The 19,662-nt window shown below is 52.7% G+C and carries 18 protein-coding genes and 3 tRNA genes; 20 read left to right on the top strand and 1 reads right to left on the bottom strand.

All coding sequences use genetic code 11. The annotated features are described in order from the left end of the window. Positions 1-69 precede the first annotated feature (69 nt). From tig to AMM48_RS02890, 8 genes are all read left to right on the top strand, one after another. A complete protein-coding gene (tig, locus tag AMM48_RS02925) occupies positions 70-1,512 on the top strand; it encodes a trigger factor (protein ID WP_022732407.1) in 1,443 nt (480 codons plus the stop codon). A 60-nt stretch (positions 1,513-1,572) separates the two neighbouring features. Next, complete coding sequence (clpP, locus tag AMM48_RS02920) at positions 1,573-2,202, top strand: ATP-dependent Clp endopeptidase proteolytic subunit ClpP (RefSeq protein WP_022732406.1); 630 nt, start codon at positions 1,573-1,575, stop codon at positions 2,200-2,202. Between the two features lie 300 nt (positions 2,203-2,502). Further along, positions 2,503-3,768 (top strand): ATP-dependent Clp protease ATP-binding subunit ClpX, encoded by a 1,266-nt coding sequence (gene clpX / locus AMM48_RS02915; protein ID WP_022732405.1) that lies wholly within the window; start codon positions 2,503-2,505, stop codon positions 3,766-3,768. Between the two features lie 131 nt (positions 3,769-3,899). Beyond that, positions 3,900-6,311, top strand: coding sequence for an endopeptidase La (lon, locus tag AMM48_RS02910; protein WP_102782821.1), 2,412 nt, complete (start codon positions 3,900-3,902; stop codon positions 6,309-6,311). A gap of 264 nt (positions 6,312-6,575) precedes the next feature. After that, entirely contained in the window at positions 6,576-6,848 is a 273-nt protein-coding gene (locus tag AMM48_RS02905; RefSeq protein ID WP_008891813.1) for an HU family DNA-binding protein, read from the top strand. 109 nt (positions 6,849-6,957) lie between these two features. Further along, positions 6,958-7,034, top strand: a tRNA-Val gene (locus AMM48_RS02900). A 263-nt stretch (positions 7,035-7,297) separates the two neighbouring features. After that, positions 7,298-7,374, top strand: a tRNA-Val gene (locus AMM48_RS02895). A 399-nt stretch (positions 7,375-7,773) separates the two neighbouring features. Beyond that, positions 7,774-8,454, top strand: a complete 681-nt coding sequence (locus AMM48_RS02890; RefSeq protein ID WP_244271101.1) for a hypothetical protein — start codon at positions 7,774-7,776, stop codon at positions 8,452-8,454. Between the two features lie 136 nt (positions 8,455-8,590). Here the strand turns inward: AMM48_RS02890 and fliG are convergent, their stop codons facing one another. Next, complete coding sequence (gene fliG, locus AMM48_RS02885; protein ID WP_022732401.1) at positions 8,591-9,610, bottom strand: flagellar motor switch protein FliG; 1,020 nt, start codon at positions 9,608-9,610, stop codon at positions 8,591-8,593. 312 nt (positions 9,611-9,922) lie between these two features. Here fliG and AMM48_RS02880 point away from each other — a divergent pair. The 12 genes from AMM48_RS02880 (at position 9,923) to nuoK (ending at position 19,661) form a co-directional block, all read left to right on the top strand. Beyond that, positions 9,923-9,999: transfer RNA gene (locus AMM48_RS02880), tRNA-Asp, on the top strand. A gap of 286 nt (positions 10,000-10,285) precedes the next feature. After that, positions 10,286-10,651, top strand: a complete 366-nt coding sequence (locus AMM48_RS02875; RefSeq protein WP_022732400.1) for an NADH-quinone oxidoreductase subunit A — start codon at positions 10,286-10,288, stop codon at positions 10,649-10,651. Then, complete coding sequence (locus AMM48_RS02870) at positions 10,642-11,184, top strand: NADH-quinone oxidoreductase subunit B (RefSeq protein WP_198413493.1); 543 nt, start codon at positions 10,642-10,644, stop codon at positions 11,182-11,184. The genes AMM48_RS02875 and AMM48_RS02870 overlap by 10 nt, the downstream gene beginning before the upstream one ends. Before the next feature lie 19 nt (positions 11,185-11,203). After that, the gene (locus AMM48_RS02865; RefSeq protein WP_102782819.1) at positions 11,204-11,833 is read left to right on the top strand and encodes an NADH-quinone oxidoreductase subunit C; all 630 of its coding nucleotides are present in this window, start codon (positions 11,204-11,206) and stop codon (positions 11,831-11,833) included. Continuing rightward, a complete protein-coding gene (locus tag AMM48_RS02860) occupies positions 11,833-13,011 on the top strand; it encodes an NADH-quinone oxidoreductase subunit D (protein ID WP_102782818.1) in 1,179 nt (392 codons plus the stop codon). The genes AMM48_RS02865 and AMM48_RS02860 overlap by 1 nt, the downstream gene beginning before the upstream one ends. Further along, on the top strand, positions 13,008-13,670 hold the full coding sequence (nuoE, locus tag AMM48_RS02855; protein ID WP_101300654.1) for an NADH-quinone oxidoreductase subunit NuoE: 663 nt from the start codon (positions 13,008-13,010) through the stop codon (positions 13,668-13,670). The genes AMM48_RS02860 and nuoE overlap by 4 nt, the downstream gene beginning before the upstream one ends. A 1-nt stretch (position 13,671) precedes the next feature. Beyond that, on the top strand, positions 13,672-14,952 hold the full coding sequence (gene nuoF / locus AMM48_RS02850) for an NADH-quinone oxidoreductase subunit NuoF (RefSeq protein WP_022732395.1): 1,281 nt from the start codon (positions 13,672-13,674) through the stop codon (positions 14,950-14,952). A gap of 27 nt (positions 14,953-14,979) precedes the next feature. After that, a complete protein-coding gene (nuoG, locus tag AMM48_RS02845; RefSeq protein ID WP_102782817.1) occupies positions 14,980-17,040 on the top strand; it encodes an NADH-quinone oxidoreductase subunit NuoG in 2,061 nt (686 codons plus the stop codon). Between the two features lie 87 nt (positions 17,041-17,127). Next, the gene (nuoH, locus tag AMM48_RS02840; RefSeq protein WP_022732393.1) at positions 17,128-18,141 is read left to right on the top strand and encodes an NADH-quinone oxidoreductase subunit NuoH; all 1,014 of its coding nucleotides are present in this window, start codon (positions 17,128-17,130) and stop codon (positions 18,139-18,141) included. Positions 18,142-18,172: 31 nt separating this feature from the next. Beyond that, positions 18,173-18,661: an NADH-quinone oxidoreductase subunit NuoI gene (gene nuoI, locus AMM48_RS02835; RefSeq protein ID WP_022732392.1), complete on the top strand. Its 489-nt coding sequence runs from the start codon at positions 18,173-18,175 to the stop codon at positions 18,659-18,661. A gap of 83 nt (positions 18,662-18,744) precedes the next feature. Continuing rightward, complete coding sequence (locus AMM48_RS02830) at positions 18,745-19,353, top strand: NADH-quinone oxidoreductase subunit J (RefSeq protein ID WP_022732391.1); 609 nt, start codon at positions 18,745-18,747, stop codon at positions 19,351-19,353. Beyond that, positions 19,353-19,661, top strand: a complete 309-nt coding sequence (nuoK, locus tag AMM48_RS02825; RefSeq protein WP_022732390.1) for an NADH-quinone oxidoreductase subunit NuoK — start codon at positions 19,353-19,355, stop codon at positions 19,659-19,661. Before AMM48_RS02830 ends, nuoK begins: the two co-directional genes overlap by 1 nt. The last annotated feature ends 1 nt before the right edge of the window (position 19,662 follow it).

The following is a 19,662-nucleotide window of genomic DNA, read 5'->3' as shown; positions in this document are numbered from 1 at the left end:
TTTTGACTTTCTGACGTCCGGACTGCGTCGCGTAACGGACATTATTCGAACCAAGCAAAAGAGTTATCTATGCAGGTTACTGAAACCAAAAACGAAGGCCTGGCGCGCGAGTTCAAAGTCGTGGTGCCAGCCGCACTCATCGAAGAAAAAGTCGTCGCCAAGCTTGACGAGATCAAAGACCAGGTTCGCCTTCCAGGCTTCCGCCCGGGCAAAATCCCGGCGAAACTCCTGCGTCAGCGCTACGGTCAATCGGTCATGGGCGAAGTTCTTGAAGCCACTGTGAACGAAAACACAGGCAAAGTGCTTAACGACAATGACCTGCGCCCGGCCGTTCAGCCGAAAATCGAAGTAACCAAATTCGATGAAGGCGGGGATCTTGAGTTCGACATTGCTGTTGAAGTCATCCCGGCGATCGAAGCCATGGACTTCAAAAAGCTGAAGCTGACCCGCGAAGTCGTTGAACTCGACGATGCCAAAGTCAATGAAACGCTTGAGCGTATTGCAGCGGCACAGGGCACCACTGCTCCGTTGGCGCGCAAACGCAAATCGAAAACCGGTGATGTTGTCGTTATCGACTTCCTCGGCAAAATCGATGGCGAAGCATTCGAAGGCGGCAAAGCCGAAGCCTACGAACTTGAACTGGGTTCCGGCTCGTTCATCGAAGGCTTCGAAGAACAGCTTACCGGTGTTAACGCTGACGACGAACTCGTCGTTAAAGTTAAATTCCCGGAAGAATACGGTGCGGCTGAACTTGCAGGCAAAGATGCCGAGTTCGACGTAACCGTCAAAGAAATCAAAGAAAAGAAACCGGCTGAGCTGGATGATGAACTGGCCAAAAAACTCGGTCAGGACAGCTTTGAGGCGCTCAAAGACGCAATCCGCAAGGATTACGGTCGTGAGTACGAATCGGTCGCGCGTCAGAAAATGAAGCGCGAACTGCTTGACGCGCTGGCTGAGAACCACAAGTTCGAACTGCCGACCTCCTTGGTCGACAACGAACTCGAAGGTATCATTGGTCAGATCAAACAGGCCCGTGAAGCTGGACAGGAAGACGACGAAACCAAAGGCAAGTCCGAAGAAGAGCTGACCGCCGAGTTCCGCGAAATCGCAGAACGCCGCGTTCTTCTTGGTCTGCTTCTGGCTGAAGTTGGTCGTAATAACGACATTCAGGTTACTCAGGAAGACGTCAACAAGGTTCTCGTTGCCGAAGCCCAGAAATATCCGGGTCAGGAACAGCAGGTTATTGAATTCTACAAAAATAACCCGCAGGCCTTGCAGGCGCTTCAGGGCCCTGTATATGAAGACAAGGTCGTTGATTTCATCGTTGAGCTTGCCAAGGTTGAAGAAAAGACCGTTACCGTTGAAGAGCTTCTGAAGCCTGAAGAGGAAGAAGAAGCTCCGAAGAAAAAATCGGCTGCCAAAAAGGCACCGGCGAAAAAGGACGCAGAGAAAAAGGCTCCGGCCAAGAAAGCTGCTGCCAAGAAGCCGGCTGCTAAAAAGAAAGCTGACTAATCGGAAGTGAATACATCCTTACCGGAATCGGTTTGGGATCATGCAGGAGGATTGCAGTTGATGATTGAAGAACGGATGAACTCGCTCGTGCCGATGGTGGTTGAACAGACCAGCCGTGGTGAACGGGCCTATGACATCTTTTCGCGTTTGCTCAAGGAGCGGATCGTCTTCATCAACGGTCAGGTTCATGACGGCATGTCGTCGTTGATCTGCGCGCAGCTCCTGCATCTCGAATCGGAAAATCCTGATAAGGATATTTCGCTCTATATCAACTCTCCGGGCGGTGTTGTGACTTCTGGTCTCGCCATCTATGACACCATGCAGTACATCCGTTGTGATGTCTCTACGGTGTGCATGGGGCAGGCGGCTTCCATGGGGTCACTGCTGTTGATGGCCGGTGCAAAAGGTAAGCGTTATTGCCTGCCAAATGCACGTGTCATGATCCACCAGCCGTCTGGCGGCTTCCAGGGGCAGGCATCGGATATCGAAATCCATGCCCGCGAAATTCTGGCACTGCGTCAGCGTCTTAACGAGATCTATGTCGAACATACCGGCCGCGATCTCAAGACGATCGAAGATGCGATGGAGCGTGATAACTTCCTGACCCCCGATCAGGCCAAGGAATTTGGTCTGATTGACGAGGTGGTCACGTCGCGTCCGAAGACGGAAAGCGCCGAAAAGAAAGACTGATCGTCTGATAACGGTCGGTGAAAACGCCCCGGTCGTTGGCCGGGGCGTTTTTTTATGACTTGCCTCATGGCAGTTTTAAGTCATAGACAAGAGGGTGCGTGGCTTTTTGGCCGTTGATTGGAACTTGCGGGTTACTCAAACGTTTGGGTGATTAGAGTAAGGGGTTTCGCAACCACAATGGCGATCCCATATCAATCAAGTAGCCAAATGGCCGAAAAGCGCAGATTAAACGTTGAGATCGGTATCGTTTACCGGCTAACATGGCGATAAAAGATAACGTCAAACGTAATTGGGGTTTGTATGAGCAAATCGAATAGCGGGGACTCCAAGAACACTCTGTACTGTTCTTTCTGTGGAAAGAGCCAGCACGAGGTTCGCAAGCTCATCGCCGGTCCAACCGTATTCATCTGTGATGAATGCGTAGAGCTTTGCATGGACATCATCCGCGAAGAGCACAAAACCCATCTCGTCAAATCGGCTGACGGGGTGCCTTCTCCGCAAGAGATTTGCAAGGTCCTTGATGACTATGTCATTGGTCAGGGCCATGCGAAAAAAGTTCTCTCGGTCGCGGTTCACAACCATTACAAGCGTCTGCATCACGCCAGCAAGAACGAAGATATCGAACTGGCAAAATCCAATATCATGCTGGTGGGTCCGACCGGTTGCGGTAAAACGCTTCTGGCCCAGACCTTGGCACGGATTCTTGATGTTCCCTTCACCATGGCGGATGCCACGACACTGACCGAAGCCGGTTATGTCGGTGAAGATGTCGAGAACATCATTCTTAAGCTGTTGCAGGCTGCAGACTACAACGTCGAACGCGCCCAGCGCGGCATCGTCTATATTGACGAAGTCGACAAAATCTCGCGCAAGTCGGACAATCCGTCGATTACGCGTGATGTTTCGGGCGAGGGCGTCCAGCAAGCATTGCTGAAGATCATGGAAGGCACTGTTGCCTCTGTGCCGCCGCAGGGTGGCCGGAAACATCCGCAACAGGAATTCCTCCAGGTCGACACGACCAACATCCTGTTCATCGTAGGTGGCGCATTTGCGGGCCTCGATAAGGTGATCTCGCAGCGTGGCAAGGGTAGCGCAATTGGCTTTGGTGCCGATGTTCGTAGCCCTGAAGAGCGGCGCACGGGGGATGTCTTGCGCGGTGTCGAGCCGGAAGATCTTTTGAAATTCGGTCTTATCCCGGAATTCATTGGTCGTCTGCCGGTTTTGGCAACGCTTGAAGATCTCGACGATGATGCTTTGGTCCAGATCCTGACCGAGCCGAAAAACGCGTTGATCAAGCAGTATGAGCGTCTGTTCGATATGGAAGACGTTAAACTGACCTTCCAGACCGATGCGCTCAAAGCAATTGCCGAGAAGGCGATTCAACGTAAAACCGGTGCACGTGGCTTGCGGTCGATCATGGAAGGCATCTTGCTTGATACCATGTTCGACCTGCCAACCCTCGAAAGTGTCGAGGAAATCGTCATCAGTGCTGATGTTGTCGAAGGAAAAGCAAAACCATTGCTGATCCATGCGGAACGTCAAGAAGGTGTCGAGCACTCTGCCTGATATCAATTTCCCGCACCGGCAACCTATTGCGGTGCGGGAATTTCAGATTATCTTCTGAATGTTCGCGTTGCTGGCGGGGCCTAAAGCAGGACCGCAGCAACGTTTTGGCTCAGATTAGGGAATAGAACATAATGGTCGAATTAGCGCGTGGCGAAATATATCCGGTGCTGCCGTTGCGCGACATTGTCGTGTTCCCGCACATGATTGTCCCCCTGTTTGTGGGACGTGAAAAGTCTGTGCGTGCGCTCGAAGATGTCATGCGCGAAGACAAGCAGATCCTGCTTGTCACACAGAAAGACGCCGGTCTTGATGATCCGGCAGTCGAAGATCTCTATGAAGTTGGTACTGTTGCAACTGTTCTGCAGCTTCTCAAGCTGCCGGATGGCACGGTAAAGGTATTGGTCGAAGGCGGTAAACGCGCCGAAATTTCGGGATACGTTGATAATCCGGAATTCTTCCAGGCCCATGCTGGCGTGCGTGAGGATGCTGACGAAGACGACAGCGAACTCGAGGCCCTTGCCCGTTCTGTGGTCACACAGTTCGAACAGTACATCAAACTCAACAAGAAAATTCCGCCAGAAGTCCTGGTTTCGGTCAATCAGATCGAAGAACCAGCGAAGCTTGCTGACACGGTTGCATCGCACCTGTCGCTTAAGATTTCCGAAAAACAGGAACTTCTGGAAACCGCCCTTGTTGGTGACCGTCTGGAACGTATTTTCGGGTTCATGGAATCCGAAATCGGTGTGCTGCAGGTCGAAAAGAAGATCCGCAACCGCGTCAAACGCCAGATGGAAAAAACCCAGCGCGAGTACTATTTGAATGAGCAACTTAAAGCCATTCAGAAAGAACTGGGCGAGGGTGAAGACGGCAAGGATGAAGCTTCTGAACTCGAAGAGAAGCTGAACAAAGCCAAAATGCCCAAAGAGGCAAAGGAAAAGGCCGAAGCCGAACTCAAGAAACTGCGCAATATGAGCCCGATGTCGGCAGAAGCCACCGTGGTGCGCAACTATCTTGACTGGATGGTGTCTATTCCGTGGAACAAGCGTTCTCGTGTGTCGCACGACCTGAAAAAGGCGAAAAAGGTTCTGGATAAGGATCATTTTGGTCTGGAAAAGGTCAAGGAACGCATCCTTGAGTATTTAGCCGTTCAGGCGCGCACCAAAAAAGTCAAAGGCCCGATCCTGTGTCTTGTTGGTCCTCCCGGCGTTGGTAAAACCTCGCTTGGTAAATCAATGGCCAATGCGACAGGTCGCAGCTTTGTGCGGATGTCACTTGGTGGCGTACGTGATGAGTCTGAAATCCGCGGTCACCGCCGGACCTATATCGGGTCCATGCCGGGCAAGATCGTGCAGGGCATGAAAAAAGCCAAATATTCGAACCCGCTTTTCCTTCTCGATGAGATTGAAAAAATGGGATCGGATTTCCGTGGCGACCCTGCGTCGGCATTGCTTGAGGTGCTCGATCCGGAACAGAACTCGACCTTTAACGATCACTATCTTGAAGTCGATTACGATCTTTCTGATGTCATGTTCGTCACCACGGCGAACTCGCTTCGGATGCAGCAGCCGCTGTTGGACCGTATGGAGGTCATTCGTCTTTCGGGGTATACCGAGGACGAGAAGGTCGAAATCGCCAAGCGTCACCTGATTCCTAAACAGGTCAAGGATAACGGCCTGAAAAAGGATGAGTGGAGCATTTCGGATGACGCGTTGCGTGATCTGATCCGTTACTACACCCGCGAAGCCGGGGTCCGTAGTCTTGAACGTGAACTGGCCCGTCTTGCCCGTAAGGCGACCAAGCGGATTTTGCTCGAAAGCATCAAATCTGTGCGTGTAACCCCGCGGACCCTTGGTAAATATGCCGGGATCCGTAAGTTCCGCTATGGCGCAACCGAGGGTGAAGATCAGGTCGGTGTTGTTACCGGTCTTGCCTATACCGAATTTGGTGGCGATCTGTTGCAGATTGAATCGGTCACTGTACCGGGCAAAGGCAACATGAAAACCACCGGTAAGCTCGGTGAGGTCATGACTGAATCGATTCAGGCCGCGACATCGTTCGTGCGCTCGCGTGCCGTAGACTTTGGCATCAAGCCGACCCTGTTCCAGAAACGTGACATTCACGTTCACGTTCCCGAGGGTGCAACACCAAAAGACGGTCCGTCCGCTGGTGTTGGCATGGTGACGTCGGTTGTTTCGGTTCTAACAGGAAATCCGGTGCGCAAAGATGTCGCCATGACAGGCGAGGTCACCTTGCGTGGTCGTGTTCTTCCGATTGGTGGTTTGAAAGAAAAACTTCTGGCCGCATTGCGCGGCGGGGTGAAAGTTGTCCTGATCCCGCAGGAAAACGAAAAGGATCTCGAAGAGATTCCCGATAACGTTAAACGCGGTATGGAAATCATTCCGGTGTCGCATGTCGACGAGGTTCTCAGCCACGCACTGGTCAATCCGCTGGTGCCGATTGAGTGGGAAGAGGGCGTCGATGACGTTGTCGTCAAATCCAAAGACGACGAAGAATCGGATGTTGGTGGTGTGACCACGCATTAATAAACGCCCGAACTGGCAGAAATCAAAGGGGAGCAGCATGGTTGCTCCCCTTTTTCTGTGGATAACTTTGGCCAAGAATCGACAAAGGTCTATGTCTGGGGGAGTGTAAAGTGCAAAAAATCGAAAAAAACGTCAGAAACCGCAGAAAACTGCGTCTCTCGCATTGACGAGATGTTTGCGACCTGCTTACACTGCCCATGCAACAGGTTTGGGGCAAACCAAATTTCCTCATAACTCCGAACGTCCAAACAAGGGGGCCAGGAAGTGAATAAAAACGATCTCGTTGGAAGTGTAGCTGCTAAAGCCGATCTTTCAAAAGCTGACGCCGCTAAGGCAGTTGATGCTGTTTTCGATTCCATCACCGATTCTTTGAAATCCGGCGACGAAGTTCGTCTGGTTGGTTTCGGTACCTTCGCTGTCGCTGCTCGCGCTGCTTCAAAAGGTCGCAACCCGCGCACCGGTGAAGAAATCGACATCCCGGCATCGAAACAGCCGAAATTCAAGGCTGGTAAAGGCCTTAAAGACGCCGTCAACTAAGTTTGGCGATGTTTTGAATAAAAATGCCGGTGACATCAGTCACCGGCATTGCTTTTTCTAAAATCCATGCTATGTTCCGCCCGCTTTCGCAAAATAGCGCGGAAACATCGGGTGATTAGCTCAGCTGGTTAGAGCATCTCGTTTACACCGAGAGGGTCGGGAGTTCGAATCTCTCATCACCCACCATGATTAAGGCACCCCTAAAGGGTGCCTTTTTTATTTGTCTGTTTTTGATCGAATCACATCGTCGTCAAATTCGTTTCGGGCTGTTTTGATATTGCGCCGTTTTCTGCTGTAAAACGCGTAAAACAGGGTGCCACGGTTGACCATGTGGCAATGTTAAGTACCCTTGAAATAGAAGTTTCAATTTTCTGAAATGTATCGATTGCTTTTTGCAAAAAGCATGCTAAGTTCCGCCCCGCTTCCGCAGAATACAGCGCGGGAACATCGGGTGATTAGCTCAGCTGGTTAGAGCATCTCGTTTACACCGAGAGGGTCGGGAGTTCGAATCTCTCATCACCCACCACGATTAAGGCACCCCTAAAGGGTGCCTTTTTCTTTGCCTGTTTCACATCCCCGATAATTCCCGTCTTCCCACACGTAACGCCATCTTGGAAAGCAGGGTCCAAAGCTGCCATGCCTTAATGGCCCAAGTCCATTTCGTGCGTGAGCTGGCATCAGGATATCCTGCGGCGCGTCATGGAGAAAGTGTATGGTTCAAAAGGGTTCTAGGCCCAAAGTGCCGCGGTGCAATGTTTCTTGCGGCGCAGCTGTGCAAATCGCGTTCGGTCTAGCGAATCGGATCTATGGAGTGTTGGGTGCTGTCCATGGCGCGGGCCGGTGTAAATGACTGTAAAAGTTGACGCTTGCTAGCCTGACAGGCAATCTTGCCCTTATGGCCATGGGGAATTGGAAAATAACCATAATGAACGACCGTCAATCCAAGCTGATTTCAACGTGGCTCACGCCGTTTTGCCGGGATCTTTCGTCACTGGGCGGCAAAGTCGCTCTACGACGCCTCAGGAGCTTCCTGCTGGCGCTGTTGATGCCTGTGGTCCTTGTTGGCTGTTATCTCCCCGAAGCCTTCACCATTGATCTCAGTATGGAGCGCAACGGTGATTATCGGCTGAGCTATCGGGGCTTGCTTGTGCAGCCAACCATCACAGAGGGCCTTTTGGATGGCACTCTTGATGCCGATGCGGAAAAGGAAAAGGTCTCAGTTGTTTTGGCCGACCTGAAACGCGATTCCGGTGTGCGGCAGCTAACGTACAACGGGCGCGGGGTGTTCAACATCGTTTATGAACGCCGCAGCAATATCATGCGTGACAAAAGCTTTGTCTTTGTGCGCCGCAATTCCCGCATTCTCGAGATGTTCTTTTACACAGACTCCAATACCGTCGAAATTCGTGGCGGGTTCGTTCCTGATCGTTATGAGGAGCGCCTGACGGCATTGGGCTATCAAATGACGGGCAAGATTGAAGTTCGGACGTCTGCTGGCATTCGAAGCCATAACGCAGATGAGTTCACCAAGGTTGGTGGGCAGAACCGCCTGCGTTGGGAAATCAAGTCGATTACCGACCCGGTCCCGAACGTCATCATTGGATAATCAAAGCACACAAGTGGAATGGTGGGCAGGGGCAGGCTGCGCGCAAAACAGTCTTAGCCGTTGTTGACGATGCATAAAAGAAAAAGGACAGCGCAAGGCTGTCCTTTGTAAAATTGTTTTGACGTGGCCGCGGGGCTTAATAGACCATTTCGTCTTCGCCGCCGCCTTCGGAAATAACGATCTGGCCCTGTGCCGCCAGTTCCTTGGCCAGTTGCACAATCATCATTTGCGACTCTTCGACATCCGACAGGCGGACAGGCCCCTGTGCGTCCATGTCTTCGCGCATCATCTTGCCTGCACGTTCGGACATGTTCTTGAAGAACAGGTCGCGCATCTGATCGGTCGATCCTTTGAGTGCCAAGGCCAGTTTGTCTTTTTCCACCTGACGCAGCAGGGTCTGAACACCGTTGTTGTCCAGGCGTGCAAGGTCTTCGAAGGTGAACATGAGGGCTTTGATCTTTTCCGCAGAGTCACGGTTACGTTCCTCAAGTGCGGTAAGGAACCGGTCCTGACTCTGTCGATCAAGGCTGTTGAAGATATCGGCCATAAGTTCGTGGTTATCCCCGCGCGAACCGCGCGCAAGGTTGGACATGAACTCGGTGCGAAGCGTTTTCTCGATATTGTCGAGGACTTCTTTCTGCACGGCTTCCATGCGCAACATACGCATGATAACTTCCATCGAGAAGTTTTCCGGCAAAAGCGACAGCACGGCCGCAGAGTGGCCGGGTTTAAGCTTTGAGAGCACAACGCCGACTGTCTGCGGGTATTCGTTCTTAAGGTAATTTGCCAGAACGGCTTCGTTAACGTTGTTGAGCTTGTCCCACATGGTGCGACCCGCAGGGCCGCGGATCTCTTCCATGATGCCGTTAACACGGTCTTCGGACAGAACTTTCGAGAGCAGGCGTTCGGTTGTATCAAACGAGCCGACAAGCGAGCCGGTTGAAGAAAGCTGATCTGCAAATTCGACAAACAGGCGTTCAACGATGTTGGACCCGATGGTGCCAAGGCTCGACATGGTTTGGGAAATCTCCTTGATTTCCTCATCATCCATCATGCTGAACATTTTGGTCGCGTGTTCTTCGCCAAGTGCGAGCATGAGAATCGCAGCTTTCTCAGGACCGGCCAGTGATCTGTATTCTTCTTTAACGCGCCCCACGAGTGGTCTTCTCCGTCCTAATGACTCTGTTCGAAATCAGTTGTGGGATGTTCGAACTTGCCCCTATCGCACCGTAAGATAGGAGAAATTTGTCAACAATTCTATAAAAGCTGACGCCCCAATGCAAAACCCCAAACGAATTGAGGGCGTAAAATGTGCAGAAAGGGTTAATTCAGTACAAAAGGAGGCGAAATTGTCATTCACAGGGTGATGTTGGCGCGCCTAAATGTCGAAAGGGTTGAAAACACTGCTAGCTGCTTGACTTGGTTTTGGGTGTGGTCTAACAAAGGCGCGCCGAATGATGGTCATTTTGCGGGCGTAGCTCAGTTGGTTAGAGCGCCGGCCTGTCACGCCGGAGGTCGCGAGTTCAAGTCTCGTCGCTCGCGCCATGACCCTTCATCTGTTGCCTTTTATCGGGCGTTTCGTCTTTTCCGCGATCGCCTTTTCATGTGTTGCTAACGTTGCTTCGCACGATTGGGTCTTGATCATATCGATGCGCGGCCCGATATCGGACGATAGTAAACGGTACGAAAAGATTAGAAAGTTTCTGGACTTAAGGCGGGTCAAACTGTTCGAATGTCTGGAACTTGTGCGGTGCATACGCTATGGTGCGCCGATATTGGCCAGGTGGGGACCTGGTCGGGTCAGAAGGCCTGTTCTTGAGAGGTCAGAGAGATGCAAGAGCTTCTTTCGGAATATCTTCCGATCCTGGTGTTTATCGGGATCGCCGTCGGTCTTTCGGCGGTAATCATCATCGCGTCGCTGGTTCTTGCCAAACAGGCACCGGATGTCGAAAAACTGTCCGCATATGAGTGCGGTTTTGCGCCGTTCGAAGACGCGCGCATCAAGTTTGACGTGCGGTTCTATCTGGTTGCAATCTTGTTCATTATTTTCGACCTTGAAGTCGCGTTCCTGTTCCCGTGGGCTGTTACCCTCGGTGATATCGGCACATTCGGCTTCGTTTCGATGGTGATCTTCCTGGCCGTTCTGACGGTCGGATTTATCTACGAATGGAAGAAGGGAGCTTTGGAATGGGAGTGAGCACCAATACAGGCGCATCCCTGGCACCCGGCGCGGATCAGGATACCCTGCTTAAGGGCGTGTTTGACGAGATGAACGACAAGGGCTTTGTCCTTGCCAATCTTGACAAGCTCGCAAGCTGGGCAAGCACTGGTTCGATGTGGCCAATGACCTTTGGTCTGGCATGCTGTGCTGTTGAGATGATGCATTCGGCTGCGTCGCGTTATGACCTTGACCGGTATGGTCTTGTCTTCCGCCCAAGCCCGCGTCAGTCAGACGTCATGATCGTTGCTGGTACACTGACCAACAAAATGGCCCCGGCACTGCGTAAGGTCTATGACCAGATGGCAGAGCCGCGCTGGGTTATTTCGATGGGGTCGTGCGCCAATGGCGGCGGTTACTATCACTATTCCTATTCGGTGGTGCGCGGTTGTGATCGTGTTGTTCCGGTTGACGTATATGTTCCGGGGTGCCCGCCGACAGCCGAAGCGCTGATTTACGGCGTGATGCAGTTGCAAAAGAAAATCCGCCGAACTGGTGTTTTGACACGCTGATCCGTAATAGGGGGCTTGCATGAGCGAACTGCTCAGCGATAACAGCGCCGCATTGAAAGATCTTAAAGATCTTGTGGTGTCCCAGCTTGCAAACGAAATTCTCGAAACCGAGATTCGTTACGGCGAGTTGACCGTCATTGCCAAGCGCGATGACATTCTAAAAGTTCTGACCTTCCTTCGGGACGATACCGGCTGCTTGTTCAAGCAGCTTATCGACGTTTGTGGTGCGGATTATCCGGAACGCGCTGAGCGTTTTGATGTCGTGTACCACATGCTGTCGCTTAAGCATAACCTGCGCATCCGCGTTAAGGTACGTACCGACGAAGAAATCCCGGTACCAAGCTGTGTCTCGCTTTTCAGCGCCGCCGACTGGTTTGAGCGCGAAACGTGGGATATGTACGGTATCTTCTTTGCCGGTCATCCCGATCCCCGTCGTCTCCTGACCGATTACGGTTTTGAAGGTCATCCGCTGCGTAAGGATTTCCCGCTGACCGGCTATGTCGAAGTTCGTTATGATGATGAGCAGAAGCGCGTCGTCTATGAGCCGGTCAAACTGGTTCAGGATTTCCGCAATTTCGATTTCGAAAGCCCATGGGAAGGCATCCAGAATGTTCTTCCGGGCGATGAAAAGGCGGAGGGCAAGGCCTGATGTCCGAACAAAAAATCAAAAATATGACCATGAACTTCGGTCCGCAGCACCCTGCGGCTCACGGGGTTCTGCGCCTGGTCCTGGAAATGGACGGCGAGGTCATTGAACGTGCGGATGCCCATATTGGCCTTTTGCACCGTGGTACGGAAAAGCTGATCGAATATAAAACCTATATTCAGGCAACACCGTATTTCGACCGCCTCGACTATGTCGCACCGATGAACCAGGAGCATGCTTATTGCCTGGCCATCGAAAAGCTGATGGGCGTCGAAGTTCCCAAACGTGCTCAGTATATCCGTGTTCTGTACGCCGAAATCGGCCGTATCCTGAACCATATTCTGAACATGACGGCATTTGCGCTCGACGTTGGTGCGATGACGCCGCTTCTATGGGGCTTTGAAGAACGTGAAAAGCTCATGGAATTCTATGAGCGCGCCTGTGGTGCCCGTCTTCACGCCAACTATTTCCGTCCGGGCGGTGTTGCTGTCGATCTTCCGGCTGGCTTGCTTGAAGACATCGATGCCTGGGCTGATCAGTTTGACGTTTTCCTCAATGATTTTGATCGCGTTCTTACCGGCAACCGTATCTTTAAACAGCGTACGGTTGATATCGGAACCGTGACCGCCGAAGAGGCGCTTGATTGGGGCTTTACCGGCCCGAATATTCGGGCATCCGGTCTGGCATGGGATCTTCGCAAGTCGCAGCCTTATGACTCGTACGAAGATTTCGATTTTGACATTCCGGTCGGCAAGAACGGTGACTGCTATGACCGTTTCCTCGTGCGTTTCGAAGAAATGTGGCAGTCTCTGAAAATCATCAAGCAGGCCGTCAAGAATATGCCTGATGGTCCTGTAATTGTTCAGAACAACAAAGTGGCACCGCCGTCGCGCGCGCAGATGAAGCGTTCGATGGAAGCCCTTATTCATCACTTCAAACTCTTTACCGAAGGGTTCCACGTTCCGGCTGGCGAATGCTATGCCGCGGTCGAGGCACCTAAAGGCGAGTTTGGTGTGTATCTTGTTTCGGATGGCTCGAACCGTCCGTATCGTTGCAAAATCCGCGCCCCGGGGTTCCCGCACCTTCAAGGCATCGACTTCATGTCAAAAGGCCACATGCTGGCCGACGTCGTTGCAAATATCGGGTCGCTAGATATCGTGTTCGGTGAGATTGACCGATGAGCCATTTGAGAAGACCAGCTCCGAAAGAGCTTCAGCCTGTCAGCTTCGCCTTTACGCCAGAAAACCTGGATAAAGCGAAAAAGATCATCGCCAAGTATCCGGAAGGCCGCCAGCAAAGTGCTGTCATGCCGTTGCTTGATCTGGCACAGCGTCAGACCGAAGGCAATTGGGTTCCGACAGTCGCAATGGACTACCTTGCCGACATGCTCGAAATGCCTGCCATTCGTGTCTATGAGGTTGCGACCTTCTATACGATGTATAACCTTGCCCCCGTGGGTAAGAATTTCATCCAGGTCTGCACCACAACGCCGTGCTGGCTTCGCGGTTCTGCCGACGTTGTCGATACCTGTAAAAAGGAACTCGGCATTGGTGTTGGCGAAACGACGCAAGACGGTCAGTTCACCATGATCGAAGTTGAGTGCCTTGGCGCGTGTGTTAACGCACCGATGATGCAGATCAACGACGATTATTACGAAGACCTGACCGCAGATACGACCAAGGCCATCCTTGATGCCCTCAAAAAGGGTGAAAAGCCAAAAGTCGGTCCGCAAAGTGGCCGTAAAGGCTGCGAGCCGATTGATGGTCCGAAGGTTCTGAAAGCATTCTGTGGTTGCGGTGCTGCACCGCAGGACGCCGATGCAAGCAAAGGGGACGCCTGATATGCTGCAGGATAAGGATCGTATCTTTACCAACCTTTATGGTTTTCAGGACTTCGGCCTTAAGGGCGCGCAGTCACGTGGGAACTGGGATGGTACAAAGGGTTTGATCGAAAAAGGTCGCGACTGGATCATCGATGAAATGAAATCATCGGGGATGCGTGGTCGTGGCGGTGCCGGTTTCCCGACCGGCCTTAAATGGTCGTTCATGCCCAAAGAATCTGATGGTCGTCCAAGCTACCTCGTGGTTAATGCCGATGAGGGCGAGCCGGGCACCTGTAAAGACCGTGAGATCATGCGTAATGATCCGCATACTCTGATCGAAGGGTGCCTTCTGGCCAGCTTCGCGATGAATGCGCATGCGGCTTACATCTATATCCGTGGTGAGTTCTATCACGAAGCCTCCAATCTTCAGCTTGCCATTGATCAGGCATATGAAGCAGGGCTCGTTGGTAAAAATGCCTGTGGGTCGGGTTGGGACTTTGACATTTACCTGCATCTTGGTGCCGGTGCTTACATCTGCGGCGAAGAAACCGCATTGATCGAAAGCCTCGAAGGTAAAAAAGGTCAGCCGCGCCTAAAACCACCATTCCCGGCGAACTCGGGCCTTTATGGTTGCCCGACCACGGTGAACAACGTTGAATCCATTGCTGCGGTTCCGACCATTTTGCGTCGGGGCGGTTCGTGGTTCTCAAGCTTCGGCCGCGAGAACAATCACGGCACCAAGCTTTTTGCCATTTCCGGTCACGTCGAAAAGCCGTGCACCGTCGAAGAGGCCATGAGCATTCCGTTGCGTGAACTGATCGAAAAGCATTGCGGCGGTGTTCGCGGCGGCTGGGATAACCTTCTGGCGGTTATTCCGGGTGGCTCGTCTGTTCCGCTGATGCCTAAAGACGTTTGTGACGACGTGCTGATGGACTTTGATGGCCTGCGTGAAGTGGGCTCGGGTCTGGGGACGGCGGCTGTGATTGTCATGGATAAGTCAACTGACATTGTCTATGCCATCGCGCGTCTGTCGGAATTCTACAAACATGAAAGCTGTGGCCAGTGCACGCCGTGCCGTGAAGGTACCGGTTGGATGATGCGCATGATGACGCGTATGGTCCGCGGCGAGGCTACGCTTGATGAAATTGATCTGTTGTGGGATGTGACCAAACAGGTCGAAGGCCATACCATTTGTGCGCTTGGCGATGCTGCTGCATGGCCAATTCAGGGCCTTATCCGTCATTTCCGTCCCGAAATGGAACGTCGGATTAAGGAATATCGCGCGAGGATCGCGGCCTGAGAAGGACCTGTTGAGAGGGATTGAGACATGCCGAAACTAACAGTTGACGGTATAGAAGTTGAAGTAGAAGCCGGGGCGACAGTCCTTCAGGCCTGTGAAGAGGCCGGTAAGGAAATCCCGCGTTTCTGCTATCACGAACGCCTGTCAATCGCCGGCAATTGCCGTATGTGCCTGGTTGAAATGGAACGCGCGCCAAAACCGGTCGCATCCTGTGCCATGCCTGCAGCAGATGGAATGGTGATTAAAACCGATTCTGATCTGGTTAAAAAAGCGCGTAATGGCGTGATGGAATTCCTGCTGATTAACCATCCGCTTGATTGCCCGATTTGTGACCAGGGTGGCGAATGTGACCTTCAGGATCAGGCCATGGCCTATGGTTTTGATTCTTCACGTTATGCCGAGAAAAAGCGTGCCGTGAAGGACAAGGAACTGGGCCCGATCGTTAAAACGATCATGACCCGTTGCATTCACTGTACCCGTTGCGTGCGCTTCTCCGAGGAAGTCGCCGGTGTTGGCACCATGGGTGCTGTTTATCGCGGCGAAGATACCGAAGTCGGGCCTTACATCGAAGCATCGATCAACTCCGAACTTTCGGGCAACCTGATTGACCTTTGCCCGGTCGGTGCCTTGACCTCCAAACCATATGCGTTCACCGCCCGTCCTTGGGAATTGAAGAAAACCGACAGCATCGACGTTATGGATGCGGTTGGCTCGAACATTCGCATTGATGCGCGCAGCTCCGAAGTTATGCGTGTTCTGCCGCGCATCAACGAAGACGTGAACGAAGAATGGATTTCGGACAAAACCCGTTACGCCATTGATGGCCTGAAACGTCAGCGTCTCGACCGTCCTTATGTCCGTGTTGATGGCAAGCTTGTTCCGGCAAGCTGGGACGAAGCCTTTGCCGCGATCAAAGCCAAGGTTTCCGGTCTGGATGGCAAAAAGATTGCCGCCATTGCCGGGGATACGGTCGATTGTGAATCGATGACGGCGCTTAAAGATCTGATGGGCAGCCTTGGTTCTGCGAACATTGATTGTCGTCAGGACGGATCAAAAGTCGGCGGTCCGCGCAGCTCTTATATCTTTAACACCACGATTGCTGGCATCGAAGAGGCAGACGCCTGCCTGATCGTTGGCGCAAATGTGCGCGCCGAAGCACCAATCATCAATTCCCGCCTGCGTAAGCGCTGGCGTGCGACCAACGGTGATTTCCGCGTTGGTATCATCGGCGAGAAGTGGGATCCGACCTACAAGAACGATTATCTTGGTGCCGGTCCGGAAACCCTTGCCGAAATTCTTGATGGCAAGAACGACTTCGCCAAGGTTCTTAAAGCCGCCGATAAACCGATGATCATCGTCGGCATGGGTGCTCTGAACCGTGAAGATGGTGATGCTGTTCTGGCCGCAACCCGCGCAATTGCCGAGAAATTCGGCATGGTTGCCGGTGAGTGGAACGGCTTTAACGTTCTCCATACCGCAGCATCGCGTGTCGGTGGTCTTGATCTGGGATTTGTCCCGGGTGAGGGCGGTCTGGCAACCAACGACATCCTCGATGGCGCGTCAAAAGGCGCTGTTGAAGTTGTTTATCTGTTGGGTGCCGACGAAGTCGACATGAGCAAACTGGAAAAGGCATTTGTCATTTACCAGGGTGCGATGGGGGATGCCGGTGCGCAGGCAGCGGACGTGATTTTGCCCGGTGCTGCCTATACCGAAAAGAACGGAACTTACGTCAACACCGAAGGCCGCGCCCAGCAGGGCTGGCGCGCAGTCTTCCCGCGTGGTGATGCACGTGAGGATTGGTCGATTGTTCGGGCACTTTCCGGTGCGTTGGACAAAACCCTGCCGTACAACAATATCGATGCCGTTCGCGCGCGCATGGTGGAACTCAGCCCGACCTTCGCGTCACTGAACGTTCCGACCAAGGCCGAATGGACCGATTTCGGTAAAGCAGGTGAGATGAAGTCAGATGGCTTTATGTCCCCGGTTCGCAATTTCTATATGACCGACCCGATCAGCCGTGCATCGGTGACGATGGCCAAATGTACTGAGGCCTTTGTCAAAGATGCGGCTGCCGAGAAGGTTGCCTGAGTAAGGGGGGCGGCGATTTGATCGTCGCCTATTCCGCAAGGGGGTGTCCCAATTCAGGGACGAAACGCAAAAGATACGGTTTGACCGATGGAACTTCTTTGGGACGGATATATTGAACCACTTGTCTGGATCGTCGCCAAGATTTTGGCGATTGTGGTCCCGCTGCTGGTTGCTGTCGCCTATCTGACCTACGCTGAGCGTAAGGTTATCGGTGCTATTCAGCTCCGTAAGGGCCCGAACGTTGTGGGGCCGTTTGGCCTTTTGCAACCGCTTGCCGATGGTCTGAAGCTGTTTCTGAAAGAAACAATCATTCCGACAAGTGCAAACAAGGGCGTGTTCATCATCGCCCCGATGCTGACCTTCATTCTGGCCATTATTGCCTGGGCGGTTATTCCGTTCGACGAGGGCATGGTTCTGGCAGATTTGAACGTTGGTATTCTGTACCTGTTCGCGATTTCTTCGCTGGGTGTCTATGGCATCGTGATGGCCGGTTGGGCTTCGAACTCCAAATACGCATTCCTCGGCGCGCTGCGTTCTGGCGCCCAAATGGTCTCGTACGAGATTTCGATTGGCCTGATCATCATCTCGGTTCTGCTTACAACCGGCTCGCTGAACCTGAGCGACATCGTCCGCGGCCAGATTGGCGGCGTATGGGAGTGGAACTTTGTCTATCACTTCCCGATGTTCATCGTCTTCATCGTGTCCATCCTGGCAGAAACCAACCGCGCACCGTTTGACCTTCCCGAAGCGGAAGCAGAACTGGTTTCAGGCTATAACGTCGATTATTCGGCAATGACCTTTGCGCTGTTCTTCTTGGGTGAATACGCCAACATGATCCTGATGAGCGGCCTGTGTGCTGTTCTGTTCCTGGGGGGCTGGACCGCACCGTTGCCGTTCCTTGACTTCATCCCGGGAGCGATCTGGTTCATTCTGAAGATCTGTTTCGTTCTGTTCATCTTCCTTTGGGTCCGTGCAACATTCCCGCGTTACCGTTATGACCAGCTGATGCGTCTGGGTTGGAAAATCTTCCTGCCGCTGTCGTTTGCCTGGGTCATGCTCGTTGCTACGTTCCTGGTAGTTTTTGACAAGGTCCCGGCCTGATCGCCGCGCATCGGAAAGAGAGAGGTAAACGATGTCATTTATTGATCGGACGGCCCGGAGCTTCCTGCTCGCGGAACTCGTATCGGGTATGGCGCTCACCTTGAAATATATGTTCAAGCCAAAAGTGACGCTGAACTACCCGTATGAGAAAGGCCCGCTGAGCCCGCGTTTCCGTGGTGAACATGCCCTGCGCCGCTACCCGAACGGCGAAGAGCGCTGCATTGCATGTAAACTGTGTGAAGCAATTTGCCCGGCACAGGCCATTACCATTGAGGTAGAGCCGCGTGACGATGGTTCACGTCGTACAACCCGCTACGACATTGATATGACGAAATGCATCTATTGCGGTTTCTGCGAAGAAGCCTGCCCAGTGGATGCCATCGTCGAAGGTCCGAACTTTGAGTTCGCAACCGAAAACCGCGAGGAGCTTCTTTATGACAAAGACAAGCTTCTCGAAAACGGCGAGCGCTGGGAAGCCGAGCTTGCTGCACGATTGGAGGCAGACGCACCTTATCGGTAAGTGTCGCGTCTGATCGTTATAAAGAGAGTTCATGGATCGTTGTTTGCCAATGGGGCGGCAACGATTCGCCAAGGGGGTACCTTATGGTCGTACAGGCTTTGGCTTTTTACCTGTTTGCTACCATCGCGGTTCTGTCCGCGACAGCGGTTGTGACCGTTCGCAACCCGGTGCATTCGGTACTGTTGCTGATCTTGACATTCTTTAACGCAGCCGGGCTTTTCGTCCTGCTGGGTGCTGAGTTTCTCGCCATGCTGCTCGTCGTCGTCTATGTCGGCGCGGTCGCGGTTCTGTTCCTGTTCGTCGTGATGATGCTGGACATCAACTTTGTTGAAATGCGCCAGGGTTTCCTGAACTACCTGCCGATCGGGGTTCTGATCGCGGTTGTTCTGTTCGTCGAACTGGCGTTTGTCGGTGCCGGATGGACGCTGACCGACGAGGCGGTTGCGGTTCTTGCCCAACCAACGCCCGCAGGGGTCGGTAATGTCGAGGCACTTGGTCGTTTGATCTATACCGATTACGCATACATCTTCCAGTCGGCTGGACTGGTTCTGCTTGTTGCGATGATTGGCGCAATTGTTTTGACGCTGCGTCATCGTGAAGGTGTCCGCCGTCAGAAAATCTCCGAGCAGGTCAAGCGTACCCGCGCTGATACGCTTGAAATCAAAAAAGTTCCGGTCGGAAGGGGGATCTGATGGAAATCGGTCTTGCACATTATCTGACCGTCGCGGCGATCCTTTTCACACTCGGGATCTTCGGCATCTTTATGAACCGTAAGAACGTCATCATCATCATGATGTCGATCGAACTGATGCTGTTGGCGGTCAATATCAACTTTGTGGCGTTCTCGTCGTTCCTTGGCGACCTCGTCGGTCAGGTTTTCACCATCTTCGTTCTGACGGTTGCGGCGGCCGAAGCTGCAATTGGTCTGGCGATCCTGGTCGTCTACTTCCGTAACCGCGGCACCATCGCGGTTGAAGATATCAACATGATGAAGGGGTAAG

The organism is Thalassospira sp. GB04J01, from assembly GCF_000751115.1.
In the GTDB taxonomy this organism is placed as follows: domain Bacteria; phylum Pseudomonadota; class Alphaproteobacteria; order Rhodospirillales; family Thalassospiraceae; genus Thalassospira; species Thalassospira lucentensis.
Note: the sequence above shows the minus strand (reverse complement) of the source record. Positions and strands in the feature narration are given on the sequence as shown.